The sequence below is a fragment of the Massilia luteola genome (assembly GCF_034420155.1).
Taxonomy (GTDB): Bacteria; Pseudomonadota; Gammaproteobacteria; order Burkholderiales; family Burkholderiaceae_D; genus Telluria; species Telluria luteola.
The window spans coordinates 104,955-122,346 of sequence record NZ_JAXOFN010000005.1; the positions used below are offsets into that span (position 1 = coordinate 104,955).

The 17,392-nt window shown below is 65.5% G+C and carries 17 protein-coding genes; 1 reads left to right on the top strand and 16 read right to left on the bottom strand.

Features of this window, described 5'->3' with window-relative positions; all coding sequences use genetic code 11:
* Window positions 1–36: 36 nt before the first annotated feature.
* From U9J41_RS08330 to U9J41_RS08385, 12 genes are all read right to left on the bottom strand, one after another.
* Complete coding sequence (locus U9J41_RS08330) at window positions 37–666, bottom strand: TetR/AcrR family transcriptional regulator (protein WP_322401864.1); 630 nt, start codon at window positions 664–666, stop codon at window positions 37–39.
* 166 nt (window positions 667–832) lie between these two features.
* Entirely contained in the window at window positions 833–1,216 is a 384-nt protein-coding gene (locus U9J41_RS08335) for an RNA-binding S4 domain-containing protein (protein WP_322401751.1), read from the bottom strand.
* 10 nt (window positions 1,217–1,226) lie between these two features.
* Window positions 1,227–2,387: a cardiolipin synthase ClsB gene (gene clsB / locus U9J41_RS08340; protein ID WP_322401752.1), complete on the bottom strand. Its 1,161-nt coding sequence runs from the start codon at window positions 2,385–2,387 to the stop codon at window positions 1,227–1,229.
* A 2-nt stretch (window positions 2,388–2,389) separates the two neighbouring features.
* Window positions 2,390–3,217 carry an endonuclease/exonuclease/phosphatase family protein gene (locus U9J41_RS08345; RefSeq protein WP_322401753.1) on the bottom strand — a complete coding sequence of 276 codons (828 nt, stop codon included), beginning with the start codon at window positions 3,215–3,217 and terminating at the stop codon, window positions 2,390–2,392.
* A gap of 106 nt (window positions 3,218–3,323) precedes the next feature.
* Window positions 3,324–3,518, bottom strand: coding sequence for a hypothetical protein (locus U9J41_RS08350; RefSeq protein WP_322401754.1), 195 nt, complete (start codon window positions 3,516–3,518; stop codon window positions 3,324–3,326).
* A 438-nt stretch (window positions 3,519–3,956) separates the two neighbouring features.
* Entirely contained in the window at window positions 3,957–5,633 is a 1,677-nt protein-coding gene (locus tag U9J41_RS08355; protein ID WP_322401755.1) for an ATP-binding protein, read from the bottom strand.
* Window positions 5,630–6,919, bottom strand: coding sequence for an HD-GYP domain-containing protein (locus U9J41_RS08360; RefSeq protein WP_322401756.1), 1,290 nt, complete (start codon window positions 6,917–6,919; stop codon window positions 5,630–5,632). Before U9J41_RS08360 ends, U9J41_RS08355 begins: the two co-directional genes overlap by 4 nt.
* Before the next feature lie 162 nt (window positions 6,920–7,081).
* Complete coding sequence (locus U9J41_RS08365; RefSeq protein WP_322401757.1) at window positions 7,082–8,758, bottom strand: diguanylate cyclase; 1,677 nt, start codon at window positions 8,756–8,758, stop codon at window positions 7,082–7,084.
* A 106-nt stretch (window positions 8,759–8,864) separates the two neighbouring features.
* The gene (gene nudB, locus U9J41_RS08370) at window positions 8,865–9,320 is read right to left on the bottom strand and encodes a dihydroneopterin triphosphate diphosphatase (protein WP_322401758.1); all 456 of its coding nucleotides are present in this window, start codon (window positions 9,318–9,320) and stop codon (window positions 8,865–8,867) included.
* A gap of 139 nt (window positions 9,321–9,459) precedes the next feature.
* Window positions 9,460–11,253, bottom strand: coding sequence for an aspartate--tRNA ligase (gene aspS, locus U9J41_RS08375; protein ID WP_322401759.1), 1,794 nt, complete (start codon window positions 11,251–11,253; stop codon window positions 9,460–9,462).
* A gap of 84 nt (window positions 11,254–11,337) precedes the next feature.
* A complete protein-coding gene (locus tag U9J41_RS08380) occupies window positions 11,338–11,955 on the bottom strand; it encodes a DUF502 domain-containing protein (RefSeq protein ID WP_322401760.1) in 618 nt (205 codons plus the stop codon).
* Window positions 11,956–12,031: 76 nt separating this feature from the next.
* Window positions 12,032–12,352, bottom strand: a complete 321-nt coding sequence (locus U9J41_RS08385; RefSeq protein ID WP_322401761.1) for an FmdB family zinc ribbon protein — start codon at window positions 12,350–12,352, stop codon at window positions 12,032–12,034.
* 375 nt (window positions 12,353–12,727) lie between these two features.
* Here U9J41_RS08385 and U9J41_RS08390 point away from each other — a divergent pair, with 375 nt between their 5' ends.
* Complete coding sequence (locus tag U9J41_RS08390) at window positions 12,728–13,618, top strand: AraC family transcriptional regulator (RefSeq protein ID WP_322401762.1); 891 nt, start codon at window positions 12,728–12,730, stop codon at window positions 13,616–13,618.
* Between the two features lie 11 nt (window positions 13,619–13,629).
* Here the strand turns inward: U9J41_RS08390 and U9J41_RS08395 are convergent, their stop codons facing one another.
* The 4 genes from U9J41_RS08395 to U9J41_RS08410 form a co-directional block, all read right to left on the bottom strand.
* Entirely contained in the window at window positions 13,630–14,385 is a 756-nt protein-coding gene (locus tag U9J41_RS08395) for an SDR family NAD(P)-dependent oxidoreductase (protein ID WP_322401763.1), read from the bottom strand.
* A 91-nt stretch (window positions 14,386–14,476) separates the two neighbouring features.
* Window positions 14,477–15,088, bottom strand: coding sequence for a methyltransferase domain-containing protein (locus tag U9J41_RS08400; protein WP_322401764.1), 612 nt, complete (start codon window positions 15,086–15,088; stop codon window positions 14,477–14,479).
* On the bottom strand, window positions 15,088–16,656 hold the full coding sequence (ubiB, locus tag U9J41_RS08405; RefSeq protein ID WP_322401765.1) for a ubiquinone biosynthesis regulatory protein kinase UbiB: 1,569 nt from the start codon (window positions 16,654–16,656) through the stop codon (window positions 15,088–15,090). The genes U9J41_RS08400 and ubiB overlap by 1 nt, the downstream gene beginning before the upstream one ends.
* The gene (locus U9J41_RS08410; protein WP_322401766.1) at window positions 16,656–17,342 is read right to left on the bottom strand and encodes a ubiquinone biosynthesis accessory factor UbiJ; all 687 of its coding nucleotides are present in this window, start codon (window positions 17,340–17,342) and stop codon (window positions 16,656–16,658) included. The genes ubiB and U9J41_RS08410 overlap by 1 nt, the downstream gene beginning before the upstream one ends.
* Window positions 17,343–17,392 lie beyond the last annotated feature (50 nt).

Consider the following 17,392-nt stretch of genomic DNA (forward strand, 5'->3'; position numbering starts at 1 on the left):
TTGTTCTCCTGACAGGTGAATATCTTGTGTGTTGAATTACTGAGCGCGGACGGTATCCGCCTGGCTGCTTTGCTTGTTGGGATTGCGGTAATCTTCGACCAGGCGCGCGAAGCCGCGGTGCGCGCGGTCGACGGCACCCGGAATGCGCAGGAAGCGCGCATCGTGGTGCACCGCCAGCACGAGACCGTACATCTCGTACACGAGTTGCTCGGGGTCCGTGCCCGTCTTCAGGTCGCCGATGTCGATCGCCTGTTGCGCGCAGCGCAGCAGGGCACCCTGCCACGTGCGGACCATCGCGACGAGTTCTTCGCGGATCGGGCCCGGACGGTCGTCGTACTCGACGGCGCCGCTGATATAGATGCAGCCCGACGCGATCTCGACCGACACGCGCTTGAGCCAGCGGTTGAACATCGCCTCCAGGCGCGGCAGGCCGCGCGCTTCCTTGAGGCTGGGGAAAAAGACTTCCTGCTCGAAGCGGCGGTGGTACAGCTTGAGCACGTCGATCTGCAGGTCTTCGCGCGAACCGAAGTGCGCGAACACGCCCGATTTGCTCATGTTCATGCGGTCGGCCAGCAGGCCGATCGTCAGGCCTTCGAGACCGTCGCGACTGGCGAGCTCGAGCGCAACGTCGAGGATGGCGGCCCGCGTCATCTCGCCTTTGCGCATGCTCATCGATTTTGCGGAAGTATTAATAATATGCCTCGCGTAAGAGAGGATTTCTTCTGGCCGAAAAAATCCGAACGCTCGTACTATTATCTACCGGCCGTGAAATGTCAAACGGGAACTTAGAGGCACCGTTCTAGTGCCCTGGTCGCAACGCGCGGCGGGCTCGTCAGCCCCCGGCGCGGGTGATGGCGCGGCGGTCGCGCTTGGTCGGGCGGCCCTTGATCGTGCTACCCGGTTCGGGGAACAAACGGCGTGCTTCCTGATCATTTTCGCGACGCACGATGCTCTCTTCCGTCTCGCGGTACAGGGCCTGGGCGACGGGAGCCGGGCCGCGCTTGTCGGACAGGCCCAGCACGACCACTTCCCAGCGGTTCGAACCGTTGTCGATGAAAATCTTATCATCGACTTTCACGGAACGGGCGGGTTTGACGGGCTCGCCGCCGATCCGCACGCGTCCCCGGTCGACCGCATCCGCCGCCAGCGAGCGCGTTTTAAAGAAGCGTGCGGCCCACAGCCATTTGTCGATCCTTACGTTGTCTTGTTCCGTCATATCACTCCACTCATGCATAGCCGATCGCAACGACGCGCATGGTCATTTTATAGAGAAAATAGGCCATTTCGTGGCCGCAGCGGCGCACCCAACCCAATTGTCTCAAATCATCCATACAGACCTGCACGCCGTCGGCGACGCCGCGCTCGATCTGGCGGGCGAGGCTGGCGGCAAATTGCGCGTCGCGCACGACGACGTTCGCCTCCTGGTTGACGAACAGCGACAGCCCGTCGCAATTGCTGGACCCGACCGTGGCCCAGTTGTCGTCCACGACGGCGACCTTGGCGTGCAACTGGGTCTTGCGGTACTCGACGATGCGCACGCCGGCCGTCAGCAGTTGCGGATAGAACGACGAGGCGACGGCATCCTGCATGCGGAATTCGCCCACGCCGATCATCAGGCAGACGTCGACGCCGCGGCGCGCGGCCTGGCACAGCGCCTCGCGGAATTTGCGCCCCGGCGCGAAATACGGCGTGGCCATCAGCACGCGCTTGCGCGCGCGGCCGATCGCCTGCAGGTAGGCGCGCTGGATGGTGCGGCGGTTGCGCAGGTTGTCGCGCACGACGAAGGCGGCGCGCATCGGGTGATCGCCGAGCGCGGCCGGCTGCTTGCGCATTTCGCGGAACAAATTGATCCGTCGAACGAGCGGCAAGTGCCCGGCCCGCGTCCACTGCGCCTGGGCTTCGCGGTGGATCTCCGTCACGAGCGGACCGCGCACGCACACGGCGAAATCCCAGCGCGGCGCGGGCAACGGCGCGTGCGGTTCGTAGTCGTGCAGGTTGTCGTCGTTGGTATTGATGCCGCCGACGAAGGCGACCTGGCGGTCCATCACGGCGATCTTGCGGTGGCTGCGCGCGGCGCCGCGCCTGAACCACGGATTGAACATGCGGTAATGCACGCACACTGCGCAGAATTCCGCTTTCAGGCGACAGGCGGTGCGGTTGCCGGTGCCGAACCAGTCGGCCAGCACGCGCACCTTGACGCCACGCTTGGCGGCACGGATCAGCGCATCGGTGACGGCGCGCGCCGTGTCGTCCTCGGCATAGATATAGGTTTCGTACAATATCTCGTGCTGGGCCGCGTCGATCGCGGCCAGCAAGGTCGGGAAATAAGTGCTGCCGCTTTCGAGGAGGGTGACGTCGTTGTTCGCTACATAAGTGACAGTGCGCATCGCTATGCCAGCTGCAGATTGGCCACGATCGGTGCGTGGTCGGACAGGCGCGCCCATTGCGGGCCGTGCAGCACTTCGGCATGCTCGACCTTGAAGCCGCGCACATAAATCCGGTCGAGCCGGAACCAGGGCAGCGCGGCGGGAAACGTCCGCGCCGGGACCAGGCGCTTTTCGCGCCCGGCCACACTCCGCACCATATCACCGATCTTGACGCCGAGCCTGGCCGGCCGCTCCAGTTCATCGAATACCTCAACGACGCCCAGCTTCATGCGCAGGCAATCGCTGAGGGTATTGCGCCAGTCGTTGAAGTCGCCCGCGATGATGACCGGTTCGCCATCCGGCGCGGAATCCTGCACACAATTAATCAGCAGGTCGGTCTGGCGCCGGCGGCTGCCCTCGAACAGGCCCAGGTGCACGACGTAACAGTGCACATTGCCGGACGGCGTCTCCAGCACGCAGTGCAGGATGCCGCGCTGCTCGTAAGCATGGTCGGACACGTCGTGGTTGCGCGTATTCGAGATCTCGAAACCGGACAGCAGCGCGTTGCCATGGTGGCCATGGTCGTACACGGCGTTCATGCCATAAGCGGCATGCAGGTTTTCGCCGGCAAAGAATTCGTGCTGGGCCTTTTCCGGCCAGTGATGATGGGGGCTGCGTACCTTTTCGCCGTAGCGCACCTGATAGCGGTCGTGCCGGCCCTGCACTTCCTGCAGGAACACGACGTCCGCACCGAACGCGCCGATGGCTTTTTTCAGCGCCAACACGCGCGGCGTACTACGAAAGGAAGAGACGCCCTTGTGGATGTTGTAGGTCGCAACACGGATTTTCATGGGAACATTGTAACCCCATCAGTCCGTGCCCTTCCCGGGCGGGGAGCGCAATCGTGCGCGGGGAGCCTCTCCCGGCTCGTGGCCGGGAAAGGCGTCGGGGGACTGCTCAGGGGGCAACGGCGGCACGTCTGAAATTGCCGTTCGGCAGAGGACGCGCTTCGGGTGGGATGACGGGGTCGCGGTAGACCGGGTTGGTGCGCAGCGGACCCATCAGGCGGAGACCGCTCAATAGCTCGATGCACAGGTAATCGTTATCAACGCCAACGTCCTTGACCTTCTGCTCGTGTCTGCGTTCGCTCATGATTCCTCCCTTTGTTGGACATTGCTAAAATGAAAAGTCGTCAGAAACGACTTGTTGACCTTAATAAAATCATTTCTCACTGTCAAACGAACGATTGTATTGTGCGAATTTAAATTGTCTAAATTTAATTCTGTGCATACAGTGAAGCAGAACCGCTCGCGAGAGAATCGAGCAGGTTCGATCAAAGCAAATCTCCCAAATTATCACTTCGATTAATGTGTTTACGGCGCGATCCGGCGCTTGCCGTGCCGGGACGGCGAACGTCGCGGTGGCGCCTTCGGCCCGTCGGGCTTCAGTCCGCCAGCGCCAAATTTTGACCAGGCGGCCGTCCGGAAGTTCCAGGCCGGCGCGCAGCAGGCGCGCGCGGCGCCCGCGCACCGGTTGCTGCCGGCGCCATGTCGTCGAGGGAGGAGAAGACGGGCTTGCGCCCGGCAGTCGTCAGATGGCCACGTCGGCTTCGGGCGCCGGCCGGAAACGCGGCAGGACGACGCGGAACCGCGTGCCCTTGCCCACTTCGCTGTGCACGTCGAAGCGCCCGCCGTGCTTCTGTACGATGCCGTACGACAGCGACAGGCCGAGGCCGGTGCCTTTGCCGACCGGCTTGGTCGTGAAGAAGGGTTCGAAGATGCGTCCCAGCTTGTCCTCCGGGATCCCGGTGCCGGTGTCCTCGACTTCGATCCACACCTGCTTCTCGTCGTGGCCGGTGCGCAGCGTGATGCGTCCGTGCTTTTCGATCGCATGCGCGGCATTGACCAGCAGGTTCATGAACACCTGGTTCAGCTGCGACGGATAGCACTCGATCTGCGGGATCTGCGCATACTCCTTGGTCACTTCGGCCTTGTACTTGATCTCGTTCCAGACGACGTTCAGCGTGCTGTTCAGGCCCGCCTCGAGGTCGGCGTACTGCAGGCCGCCGCCGTCGACGTGCGAGAAATCCTTCATGTCCTGCACGATGCGCCGCACGCGGTCGATGCCGTCGAGGGATTCGCGCAGCAGCGGCTCCAGGTCTTCGCGCAGGTAGTCGGCGTCGACTTCTTTCTTGATCCGCGCGATCGCGGCGCGGTCGCCCGGACTGAACGAGCCCTCCAGCGCCTCGTAGCTGTCGAGCAGCCGGAGCATGGACTGGGCATACCGCTGCAGGCTGCCCAGGTTCGAGTTGACGAAGCCGATCGGGTTGTTGATCTCGTGCGCGACGCCGGCCGCCAGCACGCCGATCGAGGCCATCTTCTCCGACTGCAGCAACTGGCTCTGGGCCTCGCCCAGCTTCTTGATCAGCTCCGCCTGGCGTGCCTTTTCATGCTCCAGCGTCGCATTCGCTTCGCGCAGGTCGCGCGTGCGTTCGCGCACTTTCGATTCGAGCTGGTCGCGCGATTCGCGCAGCGCTTCCTCGGCCCGGTGGCGCTCGGTGACGTCGGTGTAGCCGAACACCCGTCCGATCACCCGCTCGCCCAGGAACTGCGGCCGCGAGCGGCATTCGAAGAAGCGGCCGTTCCGGAGCCGGAACAGGTCCTGCGTCTCGGTCGTATCGGCCACCTGGCGCAGCTGGCTGCGGATCAATTCGCCCTGCTCGACCTGGCCCGCGATGTATTCGATGATGCCGTCGTCGTCGCCCGCCTCCAGCAACGCGGCCGGTATCTCCCACATCGCCGAAAACAAGCGGTTCATGCTCGTGATCTTGCCGTGCCAGTCGATCACGAGGATGCCGTCCGCGGTCGACTCCAGCGTCGTGCGCAGCTGGGCCAGGGTCTGCTCGAGCAGGTCCTCGACCTGGCGCTCGTGGCGGCAGTCGCGCGCGCGCACCAGCAGCAGCGGGCGCTCGCCGTCGCGGATCACGCGCACCGACTTCATCACCGTCAGCATGGCCGCGTCGGCGCACAGGTACTCGCCCTCCTGCGCCTCGACGTCGAGATACTGGCCGCCGCGCACGTCCTCCCAATAAAACACGTCCTGCAGCGAGCTTTCGATGTCGGTGATCAGCATCTCGCGCAACTGCGCGCCCGAGTAACCGAGCACCTGTTCGACCATGCGGTTGGCGACGAGGATACGCAGATCGGCCGGGTCGACCAGCATCACCATGTAGGGACTGTGGTCGACCATCAGCTGGTGCAGGCTCATGGCTGGCTCCTCCGAGCCGGATCGCCCGCATCGAAGTAGTAACTGATGCGCTTGCGCGGGCTGAGGTAATTGTAGATGTCCTTGGGCACCTGGGACGGGCGGATCGACTTCACGATGTTCAGGTCCGGCTGCTGCTCGAGGTTGACCACGATCGCTTCTTCGCGCGGCACGCTGGCCTCGAAGATCAGGACCTGCGGCCTGGTCGGCTTGGCGGTGTTGACGTTGACGACCATGCCGACGACGCCATTGGCCAGCTGGACGATCGTGCCCGGCGGGTACACGCCGAGGCAGCGGATGAATACCTGCAGCAGCTTGGGATCGAAGCGGCTGCGCATCTTGGCGAACATCAGCGACAGCGCCTCGTGCGGCGTGAGCGAATCGGCCGGGTTGCGCGGGTTGCACAATTCATCGTAATGGTTGGCGATCGACACGATCCGGGCAAGGATGCTGGTCGCCTCCCCTTGCAGGTGGCGCGGATAGCCGCTGCCGTCGAACATCTCGTGGTGGTCGCGGATGATGGCCAGCGCCGGTGCCGCCAGGCCCAGCTTCTGGCCGATCTCGAAACCGCCGTGGCAGTGGGTTTCCATCAACGCCTGCTCGGCGTGGTTGTAGGCGTCGAGCTTGTTCAGCACCTTGTCCGGGATATTCCTGGTACCGACGTCGTGGAACAGCGCGCCCATGCCGAGCAGGCTGGCCACCTCGTGCGGCAACTTGATGTCGCGGGCAATCATCATCGACAACATCGTGACGTTGAGGGAATGCACATAGACTTCCTCGCCGCCCAGCTTGTCGCCCATCAGGTTGATCGCCAGTTCCGGCGCCGACAGGATCGACTCCGTGATCTGGCCGATCAGCTTGCCGGCCACGCGGACCGTCTCGGCCGGCTGGGAAAACAGGTTGCGGTCGATGTCGCGGATGGCGCGCGCGGTGTTGACGAAGGCCTGCTCGATGCGCGCCGCATCCTCGCGCTGCTCGCGGATGCGCTCCATCATTGCCCGTTTCGCCGCCATGACCGGCGAGTCGGCACGCGACTCCGGCGACACCGGGACCGGGACCGGCGCCGCCGGTGCCGGCTGGTCCGGCGCCGCCGTGGGCACGGGGATGTCGCTGAGCGCGGGATCGACGCGGACCGTGGCCAGGCCCAGGCCATGCAGGATGCGCAGCTGGTCTTCGGTCTTGACCTTGAAATGGCTGAACGCGAAGGGGTGCTGGAACCACTTCAGGTCAAGGTAGATGTACAGGCCGATCTGGACCTGGTCGATTGGAATGGTAAGCGTGTCGGCCATGATGCGCCTCGGAACGTGGACACTTGTGGAGGAAGTCTTCAAGACCGAAAGTATCAACTCCCACCATTTCGGTCAAGAAACATTTGTTTCCACGTAGAATTTGTGACGTCTTGTGGCGGCGACGGCACGATTCGACGGTTGGGTGTTTGCAACAGTACCGTCTCAGGCGCCGGTCGCCACGCGGTCGCGCCCATGCTCCTTGGCGCGGTACAGCGCCTTGTCGGCCGCCCAGAACAGCGCCTCGGCATCCTGGGCATGGACGGGATAGGCGGCGACGCCGAACGACGCCGTGACCCGCTCCGGCCCGTCGCCCTCGGCGTTCGGCTTGATGCTGCCCAGCGCGATGCGGATCGCCTCCGCACGCGCGCCCGCGTCGAGGGCCGTGCATTCCGGGAGGAGCAGGACCATCTCCTCGCCGCCGTAGCGACAGGCGATGTCCCCTTCGCGGATGCCGAGGCGCAGTTGCTGGGCGATGGTGCGCAGCACGGCGTCGCCGACCGCGTGGCCGTACTCGTCGTTGACGCGCTTGAAATGGTCGATGTCGACGAGTACGAGGCTCACGGGCACCTCCTTGCGCCGCGCCCGCGCCAGCTCGCGTTTCAGGGCGGCGTCGAAGTGGCGGCGGTTGAACAGGCCGGTGAGCGGATCGAGCACCGATTGCCGGCGCAGCGTTTCGCGCAGGCGCGCATTCCCGAGCGCCAGCGCGAGCTGCTCCGCGACCGTCACCGCCAGGCGCTCCTGCTCGTCCTCCCCCGGGCCGCACGCCAGTCCCTCGACGTGCAGCATGCCGACCAGTTCATCGTGCGTGACGAGCGGGATGCACAGGCGTCCCGCCGCCTCGTCCGCCGGCGTGCGGTAGTGGGCGCAGGCCGGGTCATCGTAGCCGGCGGTCCGGTAACGCGCCCCATGGCGCAGCGCCCAGCACGACTCGATGTCGATGGCCAGGGGCTGGTCGGACGGCGTGCCCCACTGCGTGTGGCGGTCCAGCATGTTGGGGTCGTCGTCGCGCAGCAGGAACAGCGTGCCCGCCACGCCGGGCAGCAGTTTCGGCATGGTGCGCGCGATCACCGGGCCGGCGTCCGGGAGCGACGGCACGGCTTCCACGGCACGCAGCAGTTCCGCGACCAGTTTCAGTTCGCGGTTGTGGCGCGTCGTCAGGGCGACCGCCTCCGTGAGCTGGCCGGCCTGCGTCTCCAGCTGCGCGGCGGCGGCGCGGCGCGCGCGCAGCATGCGCATCACGATCAGCAGCAGCGCGCCCAGCACGACGATATTGCAGGCGGTGGCCGCGAGGCTCACGGTGAACGATCGCCCGGAACGCGCCAGCAGCTCGACCCGCAGCGCGTCGCGCCTGGCCTTGCCGCGCGCATCCTCCGCCGCGACGAGCCGGCGCAGCTCGTCCATGTACTGCTTGCCGCGCAGCGAGCTGACCACACGCTCGGTCGCCTCGAAACCGGTGCGGCGGCGCAGCAGGATGGTCTCGTCGAGTTCGGCCATTTTGAGTTCGGCCACGCGCGCGATGCGCCACACGCTGGCCCGTTCGGCATCCGTGCGCGCCAGTTCCTTGGCGTCGTGCAGGGCCGAGGGCAGCGTGCGCCGGGCCCGCTCATACGGCTCGAGGAAGGCCTCGTTGCCGGTGATGACGAAGCCGCGCTGCGCCGTCTCGGCATCGCGCAGGCTGGTCAGGACATCGTCCAGGCGCTGCTGCGCGAGTCGGTCGGCGCGCGTCTGCGCCAGCAGGACGTTGACGGAGCGGTTCAGCCAGAACGGCACCGCCGCCACCAGCACCATGACGGTGAAGACGGCAAGGACGACGAATCTGAGATGTTTTGCGCTGCGCATGGGATGTCGATCGGAATGTCATTGCTACGAGGCAAGGCAAAATAGCACAGATTCCTTGGCGCACGGTTGAAATGGACGATGCCAACCTCCCGGATCGTGTTTTTGCCTACGCCGCGTGGAGGTGGCGCGGCAAATGCAGGATCGCTTCTGCGTTCGAACTGGAAAAGCACCGGTCGGCCGCTTCCAGCAACGGCAGCCAGGCATATTGCAGGTGTTCGCGCGGCGCGAGGGTGATCGCGATGTCGCGGGGGACGCAGACGGAGAACACGTGCTCGGTGTTGTGGGTGACGCCGGGCGCGTAGCGGTGGCGCCAGGTCTGGTAGATCTCGTAGACGTTGGACAGGTGCCAGTCCTTGAGGACGATGCGTACGCCGTCGGCGACGATGCCCGTTTCCTCGAACAGTTCGCGGGCGGCCGTTTCCAGCAGCGGTTCGTCGGGGTGGTCGAGGGAGCCGGTGACGGATTGCCAGAAGCCGGGACGGTCGGCGCGTTCGATCAGCAGCACCTCCAGGTCGGCGGTGTGGATGACGACGAGGACGGATTCGGGGATTTTATGCGTCATGACGCCATTGTAGCGCCACATGAAAAGCGTCGTCCCCGCGGAGGCGGGGACCCAAGTTTCATGCGCAGTCGAGACGCAAGCAAAATTGGATCCCCGCCTGCGCGGGGACGACGATTCATCCGTCTACAATAACGAAGGCTTACGCGACCTTCGGCTCGTTACGCAGACGGATATGCAGCTCTTTCAGCTGCTTCTCGTCGACTTCCGACGGCGCGTTGGTCAGCAGGTCCTGCGCGCGCTGGGTCTTCGGGAACGCGATCACGTCGCGGATCGACTCGGAGCCCGTCATCAGCGTGATCAGGCGATCCAGGCCGAACGCCAGGCCGCCGTGCGGCGGCGCGCCGTACTGCAGGGCGTCGAGCAGGAAGCCGAACTTCAGCTGCGCTTCTTCCGCATCGATCTTCAGCGCGCGGAACACCTTGCTCTGGACTTCCTCGCGGTGGATACGGATCGAGCCGCCGCCCAGTTCCCAGCCGTTCAGCACCATGTCGTAGGCCTTGGCGATGCAGGCGCCCGGGTTCGTCTCGAGCATGTCCTCGTGGCCGTCCTTCGGCGCGGTGAACGGGTGGTGCGTCGCGTTCCAGCGGTCGCCTTCCTCGTCGTATTCGAACATCGGGAAGTCGATGACCCACAGCGGCGCCCAGACTTCTTCGAACAGGCCGGCCTTTTTCGCGAATTCCGAGTGGCCGATCTTCACGCGCAGCGCGCCCATCGAGTCGTTGACGACTTTCGCCTTGTCGGCGCCGAAGAAGATCAGGTCGCCGTCCTGCGCACCGGTCAGTTCCAGCACCTTGGCCAGCACGTCGTCGGAGAGGTTCTTGACGATCGGCGATTGCAGGCCGTCGCGGCCCTTGGCCTTCTCGTTGACCTTGATGTAGGCGAGGCCCTTGGCGCCGTAGATGCCGACGAATTGCGTGTACGCGTCGATTTCCGAACGCGGCATCGAACCGCCCTGCGGCACGCGCAGGCCGATGACACGGCCGCCCACCATGTTGGCGGCGTTGTTGAAGACCTTGAATTCGACGGTCTTCATCAATTCGGTCAGTTCGGTGAACTGCAGTTTTACCCGCATGTCCGGCTTGTCCGAACCGTAGAGGCCCATGGCGGTGGCGAAGTCCATCACCGGGAACGGGTTCGGCAGGTCGACGCCGGCGGCGTTCTTGAAGACGACGCGCATCATGTCTTCGAACAGGTCACGGATTTCCTGCTCGGTCAGGAACGACGTTTCGCAGTCGATCTGGGTGAATTCCGGCTGGCGGTCGGCGCGCAGGTCTTCGTCGCGGAAGCACTTGGTGATCTGGTAGTAGCGGTCGAAGTTGGCGACCATCAGCAGCTGCTTGAACAGCTGCGGCGACTGCGGCAGCGCGAAGAAGTTGCCCGGGTTGACGCGCGACGGCACCAGGTAGTCGCGCGCGCCTTCCGGCGTGGACTTGGTCAGCATCGGGGTCTCGATGTCGATGAAGCCCAGGTTGTCCAGGTACTTGCGCACTTCCATCGACACCTTGTAACGCAGGCGCAGGTTGTGCTGCATCTGCTGGCGGCGCAGGTCGAGCACGCGGTGCGTCAGGCGCGTCGTTTCCGACAGGTTGTCGTCGTCCAGCTGGAACGGCACCGGCACGGACGCGTTCAGCACTTCCAGCTTGGTGGTGTTGATCTCGATCTTGCCCGACTTCAGGTTGGCGTTGGCGGTGCCCTCCAGGCGGTTCACGACGGTGCCCGTCACGCGCAGGCAGTACTCGTTGCGCACGTGCTCGGCGACCTTGAACACGTCGGCATTGTCGGGGTGGCAGACGACCTGCACGAGACCTTCGCGGTCACGCAGGTCGATGAAGATCACCCCGCCGTGGTCGCGGCGGCGGTGCACCCAGCCGCACAGGCTGACGGTTTGGCCCAGCAGCTCTTCGGTCACGAGGCCGCAGTAGTGAGTACGCATGGAGGACATAGTTTTTCGATCCTGGTTGGTTGATTCGGTGGGCCCGCTCCTGGCGGGACCTGGATTCTTTGCTGCCTTGTTCTTCTATTGCGCCGCGATGGCGGCGGGGGCGGCGGCCTCGGCCGGCGGCGGGGGCGCCACGACGCCCATCGAGACGATGTACTTGAGCGCCGCGTCGACCGTCATGTCCAGCTCGACGACCCGGCTGCGTTCCATCATCAGGAAGAAGCCGGAGGTCGGGTTGGGGGTGGTCGGCACGTACACGCTCACGTAGTCGCCCACCAGGTGGTTCTTGACGTCGCCGCCCGGCACGCCGGTGAGAAAAGCGATCGTGTACGAATTCTCGTGCGGGTACGGGACCAGGACGGCCTTGCGGAACGCGTTGCCCGACGACGAGAACAGCGTGTCGGACACCTGCTTGACGCTGCCGTACACCGAGTTCACGACGGGGATGCGCTGCAGCAGCCGCTCCCACATGCGCACGAACCATTTGCCGACGAGGTTATTGGTCAGCAGGCCGGTCACGAACACGATGGCCAGCGTGATGATGGCGCCGAGGCCCGGAATATACGTCTGCGGCCGCCACTCGCTCGGCACGAGCACGAGCGACTGGTCCAGCGCGCTGATCACGAAGTTCAGCACCCAGGCCGTGATCGCGAGGGGCACCAGCACCAGCGCGCCTGTGATGAAATATTTACGCATCGATTGTCGTGACGATTCTCGTCCGGTGAATGTGTCGGGTGCTCATTATGCGCCGGCCGCGGGGCCGGTGCCGCGGTCAGGTACTGCTGTCTTTCGCCGGTGCGGCGGCGGGTGCCGGCGCGTCCGACGATGCGGATGTGCTTGCGCCACCATCGGACGACGACGACGCCGCCGCCGCTGGCGCCGCCGGCGCCGCGCCGGTCGCCGGCGTCGAGCCGCCACGGAAGTCCGTCACGTACCAGCCGGTACCTTTCAACTGGAAACCGGCGGCGGTGACCTGCTTCTTGAACGATGACTTACCGCACGACGGGCAAACGGTCAGAACCGGATCGGCAATCTTTTGCAGCACATCTTTGGCAAAACCGCATTCATCGCAGCGGTAGGCGTAAATCGGCATCTGAATACTCCGCAAAAATCATCAAAACCCTGAATTATAAAGCTTTTGCGGGAGATTTTGACTCTGGCCGGCATCCGGGGGCCGGATGGCCGCCCGGTCAACTTGCTGCAGCATGGAAACAGTGTTGTTTTTCGTCAGCGCACGGATGAGTTCCGTTTGCCGAACATCAACTTAACTGTTTAAATAGCATTCCTCAGCGGTATCACGCTGCGCAAGATTTAAGAAACAGAAGTTTGCGCGACCGGCTCTGCCGGCCCGCCGCAATACCATAGAAGAACACTTCAAATCGGGGCCCGCTTGCGGGCCTTTCTTTTTTCTTTGCCCGATCCTGCAGATCACTGCCCAGTCCGACAGACGCGGATTATCATGATCCGTATGGATATTTCCCTTCTCGATGCCGTGCGCCGGCACGCGGACGCCCATGCCGGTCCCAACGGCGCCGCGCCCACCGCGATCCCCGGCCTCACGGCGATCCGCGCGGCCGCGCGGACCGAGCTGGGCTACCAGATCCAGCGGCCGCTCATCTGCCTCGTGCTGCAGGGCGCCAAGCACGTCGCCATGGGCAGCCGGGCGCTGACCGTGCGCGCCGGCGATTCGCTCGTGATCACCGCCGACGTGCCGACTGCCAGCCGGATCACCGAAGCGAGCCTTGCTTCGCCCTATTACTCACTCGTGATGGAGCTGGACCCGGCCGTCATCGCCGGTCTGGCGACGGACATGGCGGCCGTCGGCGATGTCGACGATGCCCCGGTACGGATCGAATCCACGGACATCCACGTCAGCGACACGGCATTGCGCCTGATGCGCCTGCTCGACCGGCCGGCCGCGCTGCCGGTGCTGCTGCCGGCACTCGTGCGCGAATTGCACTACTGGCTGCTGGCCGGCCGCCACGGCGGCGCGATCCGGCGCCTGGGCCTGCCCGACAGCCACGTGCGGCGCATCGCCCGCGCCGTCGCCCTGCTGCGTGCCGGGTACGCGCAACGGATGCCCGTCGACAGGCTGGCCGCCGCCGCGGGCATGAGCCCGTCCGCCTTCCACCAGCACTTCCGCGCGGTGACGTCGCTCACGCCGCTGCAATTCCAGAAACAGCTGCGCCTGATCGAGGCGCGCCGCCTGATGCTGGCGGAGGGCGTCAACGCCAGCAATGCGGCGTACGCGGTCGGCTACGAGAGCGTGCAGCAGTTTACGCGCGAGTACGGCCGGATGTTCGGGCGGCCGCCGATGCGCGACGTCGCGGTGACGCAGCGGCATCTCGACGCCGCCTGAGTCGCCGTGCCTCAGATGACCTGGCCGCCCGAGACTTCGATGCGCTGGCCGCTGACCCAGCCCTGGTCCTCGCCCAGCAGGTTGGCGATCACCGGGCCGACGTCGTCCGGCACACCCACGCGCCCGAGCGCCGTCATCCGCGCGAAGGCCGCGTTCAGGTCGGGTGTGTCGCGCACGGCGCCGCCGAGGAAGTCCGTCTCGATGGCGCCCGGCGCCACCGTGTTGACGGCGATGCCGCGCGGGCCCAGCTCCCTGGCCAGGTACACGGAGAGCACCTCGACGGCGCCCTTGGCCGCCGCGTATGCACCGAAACCGGGATAGGACACGCGGGTCAGCCCGGACGAGAGATTGACGATGCGCCCGCCGTCCGCCAGCAGCGGCAGCAGCGCCTGCGTCAGGAAAAACACGCCCTTGAAGTGGACGTTCACCAGCCCGTCGAACTGCGCTTCCGTCGTCGCGTCGAACGCGGCCATGTCGCCATGGCCGGCGTTGTTGACGAGGTGGTCGAACCGGTCGCGCCCCCACACATCGCGCAAGCCGGCACGCACGTGCTCGGCGAACAGCGGGAAGCCGGCCGTATCGGCGAGGTCCAGCCGCAGCGCCAGTGCCTTGCGGCCCAGCGCGCGGATGTCGGCGACCACCGCCTGTGCGTCGTCGGCGCGGTCCCGGTAAGTGAGGATGACGTCGCCGCCGCGGCGCGCGATGTGCAATGCGGTATTGCGTCCGAGGCCGCGGCTCGCGCCGGTAACGATGGCAATCCTGGTCATGATCTGCTCCTGTCGAGTCGTTGAGGAGCAGTCAGTATCGGACCCGGGGCGGCCCCGCCGTTGCCGGGAACTCGGCCGTTCTTGCCCGATCCTACAGGCCGCGGCGGCGCCAGATCATCCAGCGTTCCTTGCCTGCGAACACCGGTATCGAATCCTCGACCGTCTCGTCGGCGACGCACTCGAACGCGCCCGCCAGCAACGCATCCAGTGCCGCGCGAGACATCCCGAACGGCGGCCCCTTGGCCGCATCGTCGAAGAAGAAATAGCCGGCCAATAAACCGCCCTGCCCCAGCAGTTCCGCCCAGCGCCGCGCCACGTCCGGCCGGCGCGCCGGCGGCAGCGCGCACAGGAACGCCTGTTCGTAGATCAGGTCCAGCGGCCGCGGCGGAGCATACGCGAAAAAGTCGGCCTGGACGATGCGGTCCGCCCACGGGCCCGCCTGCGCGCGGGCACGCGCGACGGCTTCGGCCGAGAAATCGATGGCGGTGGCATCCCAGCCGGCCTCGCACATCACGGCCAGCTCGTGCGCCGAACCGCAGCCGGGCACCAGCACCGACAGCGGACGATCGGCGTTCGCCACGAAACGGCGCAGCGCCAGCGATATACCGCCCCGCTCCCACGGCGTGAAACCACGCTCGAAGCGCTCGTCCCAGAATCGCGGCGACAGCGGATCGCGGCTGGAGAAGGCCGGCGGCGCGGCCATCAAGACGTCCAGTGCAAGTGCCCGGCGGCGAACATCGCGCCGACGAGCACGGCCAGCACGCCTGTCACGCAGGCGAGGAAGATCAGCAGGCGCGTGGCGCGGCGTTGTTCCTGCACCATTTTTGCCATCAGGTCGCCCATGTCGAGGTCGCTGTACGCGCGCTTGTGCAAGACCTGGTGCATCAGGCGCGGCAGCTGCGGAAAGATCTGGGCGAAACGCGGCGCCTCGGCCTTCAGGCGCTCGGCCATGCCGCGCCAGCCGACCTGCTCGGCCATCCAGCGTTCCAGGTACGGTTTCGCCGTCTTCCACAGGTCGAGGTCGGGGTCGAGCTGGCGGCCCAGGCCCTCGATGTTGAGCATGGTCTTTTGCAGCAGCACGAGCTGCGGCTGCACCTCGACGTTGAAACGGCGCGACGTCTGGAACAGGCGCAGCAGCACCTGGCCGAAGGAAATGTCCTTCAAGGGGCGGTCGAAGATCGGCTCGCAGGTGGCGCGCACCGCGGCTTCCAGTTCGTCGACGCGGGTCTCGCGCGGCGCCCAGCCGGATTCGATGTGCGCCTCGGCCACGCGCTTGTAGTCGCGCCGGAAGAAGGCGAGGAAGTTCTGCGACAGGTAATCCTTGTCGAAATCGTTCAGCGTGCCGACGATGCCGAAGTCCAGCGCGATGTAGCGGCCGAACGTGGCCGGATCGATGGAGACGAGGATGTTCCCGGGGTGCATGTCCGCGTGAAAAAAACCATCGCGAAAGACCTGCGTAAAGAAGATCTCGACACCGTCGCTGGACAATTTCTTGAGGTCGACGCCAGCCGCGGCAAGGCGGTCCGTCTGCGAGATCGGGATGCCGTTCATGCGCTCCATCACGATCACGCTGCTGGAACAGTAATCCCAATACATTTCCGGCACGAGCAGCAGATCGGAATTCGCGAAGTTGCGGCGCAGCTGGCTGGCATTGGCCGCCTCGCGCATCAGGTCGAGCTCGTCGTGCAGGTATTTGTCGAACTCGGCCACCACTTCGCGCGGCTTCAGGCGGCGGCTGTCGGCCCACACTTTTTCGATGAGGCTGGCGGCCATCTGCATCAGCGCAATGTCCTCGTCGATCGTGGTCTTCATGCCCGGACGCAGCACCTTCACCGCCACCTGCTTGCCGTCCTTGAGCGTGGCGAAGTGCACCTGGGCGATCGAGGCGGAGGCGACCGGCGTGCGTTCGAACGACGCGAACAGCAGGTCCGGCGCCGCGCCGAGCGAGCGCGTGATCTGGGCGATGGCCACGTCGGAATCGAACGGCGGCACGCGGTCCTGCAGCAGCGACAGCTCGGCCACGATGTCCGGCGGCATCAGGTCGGGCCGGGTCGACAGCACCTGGCCGAATTTCACGAAGATCGGCCCCAGCTCTTCCAGCGCCAGCCGCAGACGGATCGCGCGGGGCGAACTGATGCGGCGCCAGAAGAAAACGGTATTGATCACGCGGGCGGTACGCGGTACGTGCAGGCCGGAAATTGCGATCTCGTCCAGGCCATATTTGACGATGACGGTGAAGATCTTCAGCAGGCGCAGGAATTTCAGGATCATCAGTGGTCCGAAGGCGTGTCAGGGAGCGGCGGTACGGGCGCGGCGCCGTGTCCGGCGCGCTGTGCGAGCTGCTGTGCCAGCTTCTGCTCGAGTTTGGCGATGCGCTTGGCCGTGCGTTCGACGTCGTCGCGCAGGCGGCCGACGTCGTCCGCGAACATGTCGACGGTCGCGGGACGCACGAGCACGCGGCGTTCTTCCAGCAGGAATTCGGCGACGTTCTCCGCCAGCCGGCGTCCGGCCGCGGCCGCGCCCGTCACGGCCGAGCGCGCACCGCCGGCCAGGCGCACGGCGCCGATCGGCCCGAACAGGCGCTCGAGGTCGTGCTCGGCATCCCAGCGCAGGCCCTTGGATAATTGCGAGATCGTGTTGGCAAACTCGGCATCGCCCTCGATGCGCACATAGGAAAACGCGCGATCGCGGTTCTGCAGGATCAGCGGCACGTCGCCCAGCTTGACGTGGATGGTGACGCCGGCCGCGTCGTCGGCGCCCGCCGTCTCCAGCATGCCGTCGCGCGCGACGCGCATGCGCAGGGCGACGTAGCCCGTATCGATACAGGCGGTCTTGCCGGCGTGGCGCATGAGGGCGTCGCGCGCCCACGCTTCCTGCGCCAGCAGGTGGTTGATCGTCGCCACGGCCGGGGCCGTCAAGCCGCGTTGCGGCGACAGGAAAGAGGAAGTCGAAGACATGAAGGATTCGTATTCACAAAATAAAACCGCCCGGCATCGTCGGGCGGTTT

Excerpts from the sequence above, each read along its gene's own strand:
- U9J41_RS08350 (WP_322401754.1), bottom strand. The coding sequence starts at position 3,518 with ATGAGCGAACGCAGACACGAGCAGAAGGTCAAGGACGTTGGCGTTGAT.
- U9J41_RS08410 (WP_322401766.1), bottom strand. The coding sequence starts at position 17,342 with ATGTCTTCGACTTCCTCTTTCCTGTCGCCGCAACGCGGCTTGACGGCC.
- U9J41_RS08400 (WP_322401764.1), bottom strand. The coding sequence starts at position 15,088 with ATGGCCGCGCCGCCGGCCTTCTCCAGCCGCGATCCGCTGTCGCCGCGA.
- U9J41_RS08385 (WP_322401761.1), bottom strand. The coding sequence starts at position 12,352 with ATGCCGATTTACGCCTACCGCTGCGATGAATGCGGTTTTGCCAAAGAT.
- U9J41_RS08330 (WP_322401864.1), bottom strand. The coding sequence starts at position 666 with ATGCGCAAAGGCGAGATGACGCGGGCCGCCATCCTCGACGTTGCGCTC.
- U9J41_RS08365 (WP_322401757.1), bottom strand. The coding sequence starts at position 8,758 with ATGCGCAGCGCAAAACATCTCAGATTCGTCGTCCTTGCCGTCTTCACC.
- U9J41_RS08395 (WP_322401763.1), bottom strand. The coding sequence starts at position 14,385 with ATGACCAGGATTGCCATCGTTACCGGCGCGAGCCGCGGCCTCGGACGC.
- U9J41_RS08380 (WP_322401760.1), bottom strand. The coding sequence starts at position 11,955 with ATGCGTAAATATTTCATCACAGGCGCGCTGGTGCTGGTGCCCCTCGCG.
- U9J41_RS08335 (WP_322401751.1), bottom strand. The coding sequence starts at position 1,216 with ATGACGGAACAAGACAACGTAAGGATCGACAAATGGCTGTGGGCCGCA.
- aspS (WP_322401759.1), bottom strand. The coding sequence starts at position 11,253 with ATGCGTACTCACTACTGCGGCCTCGTGACCGAAGAGCTGCTGGGCCAA.
- ubiB (WP_322401765.1), bottom strand. The coding sequence starts at position 16,656 with ATGATCCTGAAATTCCTGCGCCTGCTGAAGATCTTCACCGTCATCGTC.
- nudB (WP_322401758.1), bottom strand. The coding sequence starts at position 9,320 with ATGACGCATAAAATCCCCGAATCCGTCCTCGTCGTCATCCACACCGCC.
- U9J41_RS08345 (WP_322401753.1), bottom strand. The coding sequence starts at position 3,217 with ATGAAAATCCGTGTTGCGACCTACAACATCCACAAGGGCGTCTCTTCC.
- U9J41_RS08390 (WP_322401762.1), top strand. The coding sequence starts at position 12,728 with ATGGATATTTCCCTTCTCGATGCCGTGCGCCGGCACGCGGACGCCCAT.
- U9J41_RS08355 (WP_322401755.1), bottom strand. The coding sequence starts at position 5,633 with ATGAGCCTGCACCAGCTGATGGTCGACCACAGTCCCTACATGGTGATG.
- clsB (WP_322401752.1), bottom strand. The coding sequence starts at position 2,387 with ATGCGCACTGTCACTTATGTAGCGAACAACGACGTCACCCTCCTCGAA.
- U9J41_RS08360 (WP_322401756.1), bottom strand. The coding sequence starts at position 6,919 with ATGGCCGACACGCTTACCATTCCAATCGACCAGGTCCAGATCGGCCTG.